The sequence below is a fragment of the Paenimyroides ceti genome (assembly GCF_030409925.1).
In genome coordinates, this window is the sequence record NZ_JAUFQU010000001.1 from 1,190,504 (window position 1) to 1,203,344 (window position 12,841).

At 36.3% G+C, this 12,841-nt stretch carries 10 protein-coding genes; 7 read left to right on the top strand and 3 right to left on the bottom strand.

The features are described 5' to 3' along the window. Together QW060_RS05680 and QW060_RS05685 are read left to right on the top strand one after the other, a co-directional pair. Window positions 1–1,131: an efflux RND transporter periplasmic adaptor subunit gene (locus QW060_RS05680; RefSeq protein WP_290362684.1), complete on the top strand. Its 1,131-nt coding sequence runs from the start codon at window positions 1–3 to the stop codon at window positions 1,129–1,131. A gap of 44 nt (window positions 1,132–1,175) precedes the next feature. After that, window positions 1,176–2,081, top strand: a complete 906-nt coding sequence (locus tag QW060_RS05685) for an SDR family oxidoreductase (protein ID WP_317623165.1) — start codon at window positions 1,176–1,178, stop codon at window positions 2,079–2,081. 12 nt (window positions 2,082–2,093) lie between these two features. On the opposite strand, the gene QW060_RS05690 is transcribed toward QW060_RS05685, so the two are convergent. Beyond that, a complete protein-coding gene (locus QW060_RS05690; RefSeq protein ID WP_290362685.1) occupies window positions 2,094–3,494 on the bottom strand; it encodes a hypothetical protein in 1,401 nt (466 codons plus the stop codon). Window positions 3,495–3,626: 132 nt separating this feature from the next. Between QW060_RS05690 and QW060_RS05695 the strand changes: the two genes are divergently transcribed. Then, complete coding sequence (locus QW060_RS05695) at window positions 3,627–5,246, top strand: ABC-F family ATP-binding cassette domain-containing protein (RefSeq protein ID WP_290362686.1); 1,620 nt, start codon at window positions 3,627–3,629, stop codon at window positions 5,244–5,246. Window positions 5,247–5,278: 32 nt separating this feature from the next. Here the strand turns inward: QW060_RS05695 and QW060_RS05700 are convergent, their stop codons facing one another. Both QW060_RS05700 and QW060_RS05705 read right to left on the bottom strand, forming a co-directional pair. Next, window positions 5,279–5,659, bottom strand: a complete 381-nt coding sequence (locus QW060_RS05700; RefSeq protein WP_290362687.1) for a Rid family detoxifying hydrolase — start codon at window positions 5,657–5,659, stop codon at window positions 5,279–5,281. Window positions 5,660–5,674: 15 nt separating this feature from the next. Continuing rightward, window positions 5,675–8,356 carry a putative LPS assembly protein LptD gene (locus QW060_RS05705; RefSeq protein WP_290362688.1) on the bottom strand — a complete coding sequence of 894 codons (2,682 nt, stop codon included), beginning with the start codon at window positions 8,354–8,356 and terminating at the stop codon, window positions 5,675–5,677. A gap of 113 nt (window positions 8,357–8,469) precedes the next feature. Here QW060_RS05705 and QW060_RS05710 point away from each other — a divergent pair, with 113 nt between their 5' ends. The 4 genes from QW060_RS05710 to QW060_RS05725 are packed head-to-tail and all read left to right on the top strand — an operon-like array spanning window position 8,470 to window position 12,839. Beyond that, complete coding sequence (locus tag QW060_RS05710; protein ID WP_290362689.1) at window positions 8,470–9,630, top strand: N-acetylmuramoyl-L-alanine amidase family protein; 1,161 nt, start codon at window positions 8,470–8,472, stop codon at window positions 9,628–9,630. 55 nt (window positions 9,631–9,685) lie between these two features. Beyond that, on the top strand, window positions 9,686–10,630 hold the full coding sequence (locus QW060_RS05715) for an MlaD family protein (protein WP_290362690.1): 945 nt from the start codon (window positions 9,686–9,688) through the stop codon (window positions 10,628–10,630). A gap of 57 nt (window positions 10,631–10,687) precedes the next feature. After that, window positions 10,688–12,016: a (Fe-S)-binding protein gene (locus QW060_RS05720; protein WP_290364701.1), complete on the top strand. Its 1,329-nt coding sequence runs from the start codon at window positions 10,688–10,690 to the stop codon at window positions 12,014–12,016. Between the two features lie 31 nt (window positions 12,017–12,047). Next, on the top strand, window positions 12,048–12,839 hold the full coding sequence (locus QW060_RS05725; protein ID WP_290362691.1) for a (Fe-S)-binding protein: 792 nt from the start codon (window positions 12,048–12,050) through the stop codon (window positions 12,837–12,839). Window positions 12,840–12,841 lie beyond the last annotated feature (2 nt).

Genomic DNA, 12,841 nt, shown 5'->3' on the forward strand with positions numbered 1-12,841 from the left:
ATGAGAAATACGCTTTTATTGTTTCTTATCTGTACGCTTATCGCTTGTACAGAAAAGCCAACAACAACGATAGAAACAAAAGAAAAGAACAGCAGTAATACGGTTGTGCTTACAGAAGCTCAGGAAAAGTCTACTGCTATTGAAACATTTGAGATACAACAGCAGTCCATTACATCTACTTTAAAACTTTATGGGAAAACAGAAGTACCTCCTCAAAATCTGGTTTCGGTAACCAGTGCTTTAGGCGGATACGTAAAATCAATCAGACTGTTACAGGGACAGCGTTTTAAAAAAGGACAGGTTTTAGCTATTCTTGAAGACAATCAATTCATACAGCTACAGGAAGATTATCTGTCTGCCAAAGCCAATCTTGCAATGGCAGAAGCAGAATACCTGCGTCAGAAAGAATTAAATCAGAATAAGGCGAGCAGCGATAAAAATTTTCAACAGGCTACAGCCGGTTACAGAACCCTGCAAATATCCAAAAAAGCATTGGAAGAAAAACTCCGGCTGATAAATATCAATCCGAATACGCTTACATTAGATAAAATTACCCGTACTATTTCACTACATGCACCCTTTGACGGTGTGGTAGGAGAGGTATTTGTCAATACAGGTAAATATGCAGCCCCATTTGATGTACTTTTTGAGCTTATAAATCCAAGAGATTTTTTATTGAATCTCAAAGTTTTTGAAAAAGATTTAGCTAAGATTGCCATCGGTCAGCAGGTGCAGGCCTCTTCAAATACAAATCCTGATGAACTGTTTCTTTGCGAAATAGTTTCTATTGGCAGATCGGTCAACACAGACGGAAGCAGCGATGTTTATGCCCGTATAAAAGACCAGCGCGGAATAGATCTTTCAGCCGGGATGTATGTAAATGCTGAAGTAGGGGTGATAAATAAAAATGCATGGGTTTTGCCACAGGAAGCCATAGTAGGATTTGAAGGCAAAAACTACATCTTTGAGAGGCTGCAAAATCATACATACAGAATGTTACCTGTAGAAATTACTACTACAGAAAAGGAATGGGTTGAAATAAAGAACAGTTCATCTTTACAAAATAAAAAATTAGTGCGCAAAGGAGCGTATTCTCTATTAATGGCACTTAAAAATAAGCCGGAAGAATAAGCATCAAAAATTTTATAAAAGACACCCGGATCTATTTTTTTCGGGTGTTTTTATTGATAGCAGAGCACTTATTATTGAAAGATGGATTACCGTGTTCTATACCATATAATTTGTCAACAATATATTGCTTTGAGGGAATAAAATGGATTAATAACACTAAAACGCAAAAGAAAGTTGTACTTTTATACAAGACAATCCATACAACAGTTATGCAAAAATTAAATAATAAAATCATTCTGATTACAGGGGCTTCCAGAGGTATTGGAGCAGCTATTGCGCTGAAACTTGCAAAAGCACAAGCCAAAGTAATCGTAAATTATGCGAATGACCGGGCATCGGCTGAAACTCTTGTTCTACAGATAAGGGAAGCAGGAGGAGAGGCAATTGCGCTGCAGGCCGATGTGAGTAAAGTTGCTGATGTAAAATATCTTTTTGATGCAGCAATAGCCCATTATGGAAAAATCGATGTATTGATAAATAATGCAGGGATTATGATCACCAAACTTGTTAAAGATACCACAGATGAGGATTTTAACCGACAGTTTGATATCAATGTCAAAGGAGTGTTCAATACCTTACGTGAAGCTGCGACACGTCTTGCGGATAACGGAAGCATTATCAACTTTTCTACTTCGGTAAACAGAATTATGTTACCCGGATATGCGACCTATGTAGCTACTAAGGCGGCTGTAGAACAGCTGACACGTGTTTTTTCAAAAGAAATCGGGAACAGAGGAATCAATGTCAATTCCGTTTCGCCAGGACCAACCAATACAGAATTATTTACCAATGGCAAATCTCAGGAAGTTATGGATCGGCTGGCATCTCTTTCTCCTTTCAACAGAATAGGAGAACCGGAGGATATCGCAGATGTAATCCTGTTTCTTGCCAGTGATGAAGCAAAATGGATCAATGCTCAAAATATAGGAGTGAATGGAGGAATGGCTTAACAACCATTCCTTTTATTTTAGAATATCATCAAGGTCATCTTCAAAGATGTTTACAAAACCATTATTGATAGTAGCATTTTTATTAACCAGAAGAGCTCTGTTGAGTTTGATGATAGCCCATTTTTCACGCAGTTCGGTAAAATCTACGGTATGCAGGTTGATAATTGGGGAATCATCCTGTGTAGCCAATATATTTTTCCAGGATATTTCATCTTCATCCAGATTGATGGCAATAACCTGTAAACCTTTGTTTTTTGATAAAAGATCCAGTACAATATCCTGTGCATCATTGTAATGACTCAATGCATTCTTTGTCCAGAAAATGATGAGCGTTTTATTATGAATCGTATCTTTTACAGATACTTCCTTTAAATTCGTATCTAAAAAGCGAACATCGGGCAATATACTGTTTGGTGACAGGTTTTTTACGGCATGCTGTATGGTTGAAATCTCTTTTCTTTGAATAGTATCCGTTGATAATTCATAAAAACGTTTCAGAAAAGCATTATTGTTATGGTGGTTCTGATCCTCAATAAAATAATTAAAAACGATATTATTTAAAACATTATTCTTTACTTTCTGATTGCTAATCAGCGAGTCTACCATATTCAGTTTTGCTATATTCCGTTCAAATTCATTTTTGTAAGTCTTGTTACACACCAGCGAATTCAGCATAATCGCCAGATAAGAAGTAAAAGGTCTGAATTCTCTTAATTTTTGATTGTTAAGATCTATTTTTTGACGGAAGTTATAATAATTCTCAGGGAGGCTGTCCAACACTTTTACAGAAGTCAGTTTCTGGTGCGCATACGGATAACTTTCTAAACGCGCATAATAATCATAATCTACAATTGCTTTCGCATACAGGTCAAAATCCTTATCCCACCCAATTTCTGTTTTTCTTCTCAGATAAAGAGCTGTTCTGGCATCGTGAAGCGAATCAGCCGTTTTCATAAATCGTTTGAGAGACTTTTTATAGTTCTTAAAAAAATCATTCCGATCCTGATTGCTGAAAGCAAAAAATTCCAGTAAACAGTTGTTTTTATCTTTTCCTCTGCCGTAAAATGTAGAAGCATTGTCAAAATCTTTAGCATTTATTCGAACAAAAAGACTGTCGTTTTTGTCAAAATAAACATATTTTCTTTCATCGGCATGTTTTATAATATACATTCCCGGTGCCAGAAACGAAAAGCTTTTACCAAAATGATTTTGTTTGTCAAGAAAAAGCGTATCGATGAGGTTTTCCTGTTTGTACAATAAAATGTAGTCAGACTTCGGATGATATATATGCCCTCCGAAATAAGCACTAAAATTATTAACTTCAATATCTTTTTTATCACATGAAAAGAATAGAGAAATTAAAAAAGGAATGCATAAGGCAAAACGCGTTTGAAACAAAGGCAAAGTTTTCATAACTACAAATTTATCTTTTAAGTATCATACATGCTGTTAATTTTGAGTTAAAGCAGGCCAATGATTCTTAAAAGTAGCAGTTCTGTTTTTTGGATTAAAATTTGTACCTTTGCCAGGCAAAAAATAAGAATTATGTTAACTGTTTCAAATTTATCAGTTCAATTTGGTAAACGTATTTTATTCGATGAAGTAAATGCTACATTTACTCAGGGAAACTGCTACGGAATTATTGGTGCCAATGGTGCCGGAAAATCAACTTTTTTAAAGATAATCGCTGGAGAGATTGATCCTACTTCAGGACACATCATATTAGAACCGGGAAAACGTATGTCGGTTCTGAACCAGAACCATAATATGTTTGATGAGCAAACGGTTCTGGAAACAGTATTAATGGGTAATGAAGTACTTCATTCAGTGAAAAAAGAAATGGATGAGTTGTATCTGAATTACACTGATGAAAATGCAGACCGAATAGGAGAACTCCAGATTCAGTTTGATGAAATGAACGGATGGAATGCAGATTCGAATGCAGCATCTTTATTATCAAACTTAGGAATATCAGAAGACTTTCATTATACCTTAATGGGAGATATGGAAGGAAAACTCAAAGTCCGTGTATTACTCGCTCAGGCGCTATTTGGTAATCCGGATGTACTGATTATGGATGAGCCTACCAACGACTTGGATTTTGAAACCATCGGATGGTTGGAAAACTTCCTTGCCAATTATGAAAACACAGTATTGGTAGTATCGCATGACCGTCACTTTTTGGATGCGGTATGTACACATATTTCAGATATCGATTTTGGTAAAATCAACCACTTTTCAGGAAACTATACCTTCTGGTATGAGTCTTCTCAATTAGCGGCTAAACAACGTGCTCAGCAAAACAAGAAAGCAGAAGAGAAAAAAGCCGAGCTGGAGGAATTTATACGTCGTTTTTCTGCCAATGTTGCCAAATCGAAACAGGCAACATCACGTAAGAAGATGATTGAAAAGTTGAACGTAAATGAAATTAAACCTTCTTCAAGAAGATATCCTGCTATCATTTTTGATCAGGAAAGAGAAGCCGGAGATCAAATCCTAAACATACAGGGATTGGAAAAATCCATTGACGGAGAAATCTTATTCCGAAACGTAGATTTGAATATGAACAAAGGGGATAAGATTGTTGTTTTTTCAAAGGACTCCAGAGCAACGACTGCTTTTTATGAAATCCTAAATGGAAATCTGCAGGCTGATGCCGGAAAATTTGATTGGGGTATTACTACTACACAGTCCTATCTTCCTGCAGATAACAGCGAGTTCTTTAAAGAAAACTTAACCCTTGTTGACTGGTTGCGTCAATGGGCAAAAACAGAAGAAGAGCGTGATGAAGTTTATGTACGTGGATTTTTAGGAAAAATGATTTTTTCAGGTGAAGAAGCATTGAAAAAAGGATCTGTACTATCTGGAGGAGAAAAAGTACGTTGTATGATTTCCCGTATGATGATGCTCAGAGCAAATGTATTGATGCTGGATGAGCCTACGAACCACTTAGACCTTGAATCGATTACAGCATTTAACAATTCACTTAAAAACTTTAAAGGATCTGTATTGCTAACCACGCACGATCATGAGTTTGCGCAAACGGTAGGTAACCGAATTGTGGAACTGACGCCAAACGGAGTTATTGATCGTTATATGAGTTTTGATGATTATCTTGATGATCCGAAAATCAAAGAATTAAGACAGAAAATGTATCAGATATAAGAATAAAAAAATCCCGGAAAACCGGGATTTTTTTATTTATGACAAATCATTGAAATTTCAATATTCACGTTTCTTGGTAATTTTTCTACCTGTACACATTCTCTTGCAGGAGCTGTAGCGGGTGAGAAATAACGGGCATATACTTCGTTGATTAACGTAAACTCTTCCATATTTCGGATAAAGATAGTTGCTTTTACTACGTTTTCAAAAGTAAGTCCTGCTTCCTCAATAATAAATTTCAGGTTTTCCATAACCTGAGTAGTTTCATCCTGAATACCGCTTGTAATCAGTTTTTCTTCAGCCTGATTAAAAGGAATCTGTCCTGAAATAAACAACAAATCTCCTGCCATTACCGAGTGATTGTAGGGACCTATTGGAGCTGGTGCTTTATCTGAGTTGATTATTTTTTTCATTTTTATGTATTTAAATTATCTGTAAATTTTGTCAGGAGCATTTCGTTTCTCATATTTGATATCCTGTAGTATGGTCGACTTGATACCGATAAAGAAATTCCACTGTTTATAGAATCCGTTCGGTACCCAGCTGAAATCAAAGCGCCATGATTTTAGATCGCGTTCAAAACGCAGTTGGGTGTAAGTAACTCCTTTATTTTTAAAATCATATCCGCTGGATATTCCTACCATCCATCCCGGAGAAAGTGTAACATTTCCTGAAAACATCACAGAATTGTTTACAATTTCAGGGTTTCGGGCATTATTAGAATAGGTAAGAGAATAGGCGAGGTTCAGATCCCATGGTATTTCACTGTTATAAAATCCTTTAAAGCCTTCGTCATCTTTTTCATCACCATCTTTATTAAACATACTCTTTCTGCGGTCAGACAGGTCAGTAGCCTGACCAAATAAATCATCAGCACGACCTCCGTTTTGTACATTTTTGTTATCAGAAGTATCACCTGAATTTCCAAACAAAGCATCTTTACTGGAGAATGCGTAATTTAAAGTAATATTTGCACTGGTCATTCTGAATAAACTACCGCCGTTGTTGATGTTAAGCACATCGATTCTTCTCCCGGCACTGTTTATGGCATACGGGTCCAGTGTTGTACCAAGGTTTAGTTGAAGTTTATTGTCCAGCAATTGGGTTCCGGCAGCAACTCTCAAAGGAGCCAGTTTTAATGAATCTGCCGTCATATTATAGCTTGTGTTGAAATTAAGTGTATTGAGGAGCATTACCTTTTTAGGTTCTCCCGTACTTGAATTATCATCTCTGACTTTAGCTTCAAAATTATTCCCTAATGAAAAGCCCAGCATATTCGACATCTCCTTGCCCGGAGCTCCGAAAATACCGGTTTGGAAACGTGTGTATTGTTCCATAGTAGTACCGTTGGCATCAATGGCATACGTATCATAATATTGTTCAAAACTCGGTGTATAGGTATACGATACAGATGGTCGCATTACGTGTCTGATGGCCTGTATCTTGGCGTCTTTGCTAAAATTAAAAGTTCCGTAAATTGTAGTTCCTACATTTGCCGCAACATTATAGGTTCTATAAGAATCAAAACCATTTACCCGCTGATCAATTACCTTATTCTGTACTTCGTCATAATATTTTTTAACGGTATTCAGGTACCATACTTCATTATAATTTCCGGATAGAGAAACCGAAAGATAACGCAGTACTTTGAAATTGGTGGCAATAGGAATGCTGTGCTGGAAACCGGTATTCATCTGATTAAACATTTCCTTTTTGAAAAACAGTGTATCTGTGGTCATTATTCTGTTTTCTCCACGTACACTATACTGCAGATTGATGTTTTGGATAATTCCTTTTTTAGAACCGTTTTTTGGCGCAAACGGATAAATACGGTCTACATTCACCTGTAAAGTAGGCAGAGACATATTGATCTGTTTGGTGTTCACATTTTGCGAGTGGGTAGCAGACAAACTCATGTTTATCTGGGGTACTGTCTGAAAAGTTCTGGAGTACGAAACAGAAGAGCTCAGCGTATTATTCAGTGCAGCTCCGACGTTTTGCGTGTTCATTGATTGTCGGAAATACGTGCTGCTTCCCAGATTGACCGATGCAGAAAAACGAGACATAGGATTCGCTTTGGCATCCTGTGCATGTGTCCACTGTACGTTGTAGTTTTTAGCAGTATAATAATCCGGAAAACCTATTTCGCTCTCAATCAGGTTTTCGATACTTATACTAGCATTACCGTTAAACCGATATCGCTTGGCATACATACTTTGCCCCTGTAAACGATAACTACCGTTGGTATAATAATCTCCGAGTATGGTAAGGTCATAGTTATCACTGAGGGCAAAATAATACCCTCCGTTTTGCAGAAAGTAACCGCGTAAATTGTTGTCACCGAAGCTCGGAATAATAAACCCTGATACTGATTTGGTTGTCATTGGAAAGAAAGCAAAAGGCAAACCTAACGGTGTAGGTACTCCGGCAATAACCATATTGGTAGCTCCCGTTATTACTTTTTCTCCGGGAATGAATTTTGCTTTATCAGTCTGAAAATAATATTCAGGATTGTCGATATCATCAGCAGTAGTAAACTGTATTTTTTTCATATAGTAAACAGAATCGTTTACCTTTTTTGTTTTTTCAGCCTTTATTTTGAACTCATCATATGTAGTTCTTGTATTCCAGACAATCGCTTTTTTTGTTTTGGTATTGAAACGTATGGAATCAGGCTCAATCACCTGACCTCCTTGTTTAAAAACAGGCCTTTGCGAATAATTACCTAAAGAATCTTTATATCTTCCGGCATAAATTTCATCCTTTCCATAGTCAAAAACAATGATTCCGGCTGTAAGTTCATAGTCTAAATAGTGAAATTCAGCATTATTATAGAGTGTAAGCAACTTATTTTTCTGATCAAATTTTTCATATTCAGAAGCTTTTCGTTTTACAATTCCTTCCAGTTTCTGTTTTTGTTTTGTGGATTTAGAATTATTTTTAATAGTGTCGTTTTTGATTAAAGAATCAGTTTGGATAGAGTTTGTAATAGCTTTATTTTCAGATTTTAAACTTTTTTTGGAAGTGCGGATATCCTGCGCTGAAAGTTTGGGAGAAATAAGAGATATTACTAAAGAAATAAAAACGATATATATTACTTTTGTTTGCAATTTTATAAATACTATTTTTGTAAGCTGATGTATGAAATTTTGAGTTCAAACTTACATATATTTTTTTTTAAAATAAGATTTTTAATAAATTTAAAACAATATAAAATTATTGTATGCTGATAAAGAAAATAAAACTGGTTTTAGTAGGGGTAGTGCTGTTTTGTAGTGCTTCTGGTCATGCTCAGAAATTCAAGGTCGTTTTAGATCCCGGGCATGGAGGAAAGGATTTTGGTGCTACAAGAAGCAATTACGTAGAAAAAAAGATTGTATTGGATGTAGCTCTCAAAGTAGGGGAGATTCTTGAGAAAGATAAGTCTATAGATGTTGTATATACCCGTAAGACCGATGTTTTTATTCCTTTAAACGGAAGAACCAATATTGCGAATAAAGAAAAGGCAGATGTTTTTATTTCCATCCATGCCAATGCAGTGCCTAACAGTCCTGATGCTGCCGGAACAGAAACATTTGTAATGGGGGTCAGTAAAAACAAATCCCACCTCGAAGTTGCTAAAAAAGAGAATGCTGTAATTACTTTGGAGGAAGATTATAAAAATACGTATGCCGGATACGATCCCTCTTCTCCGGAATCCATTATCGGACTAACACTTGTACAGGAACAGTTTATTGCGCAGAGTATAGAATTGGCAAGTTTTGTACAATCAAAATTTACGAATGAACTCGACCGTAAAAACAGAGGCGTTAAACAAGCAGGTTTTCTGGTTTTATATACAGCTTTTATGCCGAGTGTTTTAATTGAATTAGGTTTTCTTTCCAACTCCGAAGAAGGCGCTTATCTGAATTCTGATAAGGGTAAGAATGAGATGGCACGTTCAATTGCCAATGCTATTTTAGATTACAAGAAAAAATACCATTCACCAAATAATATCAAAAATACAACGGAGCCAAAATCAAGCCGAAACCAGGATGATGACACACCAAAATCTGTCAGAAATACTGAAGAAAGAACAGAAGTTCCTGAAGTAAAGAATTATGAACCTGAACCGGTAAGAGAAACCAAAAAAGGAGTAGTCTTTATGGTACAGGTAGCTGCAAGCAGTAAAAATATTGCAACCTCTGCTTCTAATTTTAAAGGGCTTAGCAACATTACTTCTTCAAAAGAAGGTACTCTGTATAAATACTATTATAATGAAACTTCCGATATTGCTCAGGCGAGAAAATCATTGGAAACCGCAAAACAAAAAGGATATGATTCGGCTTTTATCGTTGCATTCAAAGACGGTAAGAAAATAAATCTCCAGGAAGCATTGAAATAAAAAATATTTATAAGACTATAAAAAGCATTAAATTTGCTAAATAAAAAAATATATTGTGAAGTTATCTAAAGAATTAAAGACAGCAATATTAGTTTTAACATCAATTGCATTGGTGTTATGGGGCTATAACTTCCTTAAGGGGAAAAATATTTTTGATACCAGTAGAAAGTTTTATGTGGAATATGATAATGTTGAAGGTTTATCTACCGCTTCTACAGTTACCATCAATGGGTTAACAGTAGGAAAAGTAAGTAAGATAACTATTCTTGACTCAGGTAAACTGTTGGTAGAAATATTAATGACCAATCATGTAGAAATTCCAAAATCTACAAAAGCAGTTATCTATGCTCCGGGATTTATTGGAGGAAAACAGATTGCTCTTGAAACCGATTTTGCTGATAAAGAATATGCAAAAGATGGTGATTTTTTAATCCCTCAGGCAAAAGTGGGTATGTTGGATGGTCTGGGAGAAAAAGTTGATCCTGTAATGCAAAAGTTAGATTCTGTATTATTAAATGTCAATAAAGTAGTCGTTTCGATAAACAATGTATTGGATCCACAGTCTCAGCAAAACCTTAAAGCTGCTCTGGCAGATTTAAATGAAACCATGAAAAATGCCAAAGGGATTACGGGGAAATTTGACCGTATAGTAGACACCAATACAGGTAAAATCAACTCAATTGTATCAGAATTCGGACAAACGTCTCAGAACCTGAACAAGCTTTCCAATAATTTGTCACAGGCAGATATTGACGGTATTTTGAAAAAATTTGATGCTGCGGCAACTAATTTAGATCAATTGATTGCAGGTATAGAAAACGGACAGGGGAATTTAGGGAAATTATTGAAAGATGAAGCATTGTATAACAATCTGAACAAGGCCTCAAAAGAAATGTCTCAATTGTTAGAAGATGTGAAATTAAATCCTAAACGCTACATTCATTTATCAGTATTCGGAAAAAATCCGGGACCCTATGTAGCTCCAAAATCAACAGAATAAAACAAAAAGCAAAACAAAACAAAACAAAACAAAAACAATAATTAATTTTTAATGCGTATGCAACTATTGAGTAGTATTCTCTTCTTGATATTATTGGGTATTGGCTTCGGTTTTTTTATAAAAAATGCCAGGAAGATATACCGGAATATAAATCTGGGAAGAGATATAAATCGTTCTGACCGCTCTTCTGAACGTTGGAAAAATATGGCAATGGTAGCATTGGGTCAATCTAAAATGGTTAAAAGACCAATTGCTGCTGTACTTCATATTTTCGTATATGTAGGCTTTGTGATTATCAACATCGAAATGCTGGAAATCATTATTGACGGTATTTTTGGAACCCACCGGGTACTATCTTTTATGGGGCCTGTGTATGATGTTCTGATCGGTGTTTTTGAAGTATTGGCTTTCCTTGTCATTTTTGCAGTAGTCATCTTCTGGATACGCAGAAACATCTTAAAGCTAAAAAGATTAAATCAGAAAGAGCTGGATGGATGGCCAAAAAAAGATGCGAATACCATTATTTATTTTGAAGCCATACTTATGGTTTTCTTCTTAGTGATGAATGCAGCTGATTATTACCTTCAGACGATAAACTATACCCATTTTGCACAAGTTGGATCTTTTCCGGTATCTCAATACATTTCACTTATTTTCAACGGAATGAATCCGGAAGTTGTATTTTATGTAGAGAGAGCCTGTTGGTGGTTACACATCATAGGAGTGATGTGTTTCATGAACTATCTTTATTATTCCAAACATCTTCATATTATTCTGGCATTCCCTAATACCTATTATGCTAATCTTGATGAATTAGGAAAATTTGATAATCTGGAAGCTGTTACCAATGAAGTAAAACTGATGATGGATCCTAACGCTGATCCGTTTGCAGCACCGGCACCGGATGCAGCAGAAGCACCTTCAAAATTCGGAGCCAGTGATGTACAGGATCTCAATTGGGTTCAGCTTTTAAATGCCTATTCCTGTACAGAATGTGGAAGATGTACCGCTTCATGTCCGGCAAACATTACCGGTAAAAAACTGTCTCCACGTCTCATAATGATGAAAACAAGAGATCGCCTTGAAGAAGTGGGTAGAAATATAGATGCCAATAAAGGCACGTTTGTTGAAGACGGAAAGTCGTTACTCAATGATTATATCACTCCGGAGGAATTATGGGCATGTACAACCTGTAATGCCTGTGTAGAAGAATGTCCGATCAGTATAAGTCCGTTATCTATTATCATGGATATGCGCCGTTATCTGGTGATGGAACAAAGTGCTGCTCCGATGGAATTAAACACCATGATGACCAATGTGGAAAACAATGGAGCACCTTGGCAGTACAATCAAATGGATCGTCTGAATTGGAAAGACGAAAACTAAAAGAATTTATATCATCTTAATATAAAGGAAAATGTCAGAAAGTATAGTAGTACCTACAATGGCCGAAATGATGGCTCGAGGAGAGCAGCCCGAAGTATTATTTTGGGTTGGATGTTCGGGTAGTTTTGACGACAGAGCAAAAAAAATAACGAAAGCATTCGTAAAAATATTAAACAGAGCAAAAGTACCTTTTGCAGTATTGGGAACAGAAGAATCGTGTACCGGAGATCCTGCAAAGAGAGCCGGAAATGAATTCCTTTTTCAGATGCAGGCAATGATGAACATTCAGGTATTTGATGCGTATGAAGTAAAAAAAATAGTGACGGCGTGTCCACACTGTTTCAATACCATAAAAAATGAATATCCTGAATTGGGCGGTACCTATGAAGTAGTACACCATACAGAATTTTTGAAATCGCTTTTAGAGGATGGGAGACTGACAATTGAAGGAGGACAGTTTAAGGGTAAAAAAATTACCTTTCACGATCCGTGCTACTTAGGTAGAGCCAACAACATCTATGAAGCACCACGAGACCTCATCAAAAAGCTCGATGCCGAACTGGTAGAAATGAAACGTTCCAAAAAGAACGGATTATGTTGCGGAGCCGGAGGTGCACAGATGTTTAAAGAACCTGAAAAAGGCGATCGGGAAGTGAATATGGAGCGTACAGATGACGTCATAGAAGTAAAACCCGATATCGTTGCAGCGGGTTGTCCGTTTTGTAATACTATGCTCACGGACGGAGTAAAATTTAATCACAAACAAGGCGAAATAAAAGTATTGGATGTGGCAGAACTAATTGCAAACGCACAAGATTTATAAGT

What these genes read in the sequence shown, in the direction of transcription:
- QW060_RS05680 (WP_290362684.1), top strand. Translation starts at nt 1, where the DNA reads ATGAGAAATACGCTTTTATTGTTTCTTATCTGTACGCTTATCGCTTGT.
- QW060_RS05690 (WP_290362685.1), bottom strand. Translation starts at nt 3,494, where the DNA reads ATGAAAACTTTGCCTTTGTTTCAAACGCGTTTTGCCTTATGCATTCCT.
- QW060_RS05695 (WP_290362686.1), top strand. Translation starts at nt 3,627, where the DNA reads ATGTTAACTGTTTCAAATTTATCAGTTCAATTTGGTAAACGTATTTTA.
- QW060_RS05700 (WP_290362687.1), bottom strand. Translation starts at nt 5,659, where the DNA reads ATGAAAAAAATAATCAACTCAGATAAAGCACCAGCTCCAATAGGTCCC.
- QW060_RS05710 (WP_290362689.1), top strand. Translation starts at nt 8,470, where the DNA reads ATGCTGATAAAGAAAATAAAACTGGTTTTAGTAGGGGTAGTGCTGTTT.
- QW060_RS05720 (WP_290364701.1), top strand. Translation starts at nt 10,688, where the DNA reads ATGCAACTATTGAGTAGTATTCTCTTCTTGATATTATTGGGTATTGGC.
- QW060_RS05725 (WP_290362691.1), top strand. Translation starts at nt 12,048, where the DNA reads ATGTCAGAAAGTATAGTAGTACCTACAATGGCCGAAATGATGGCTCGA.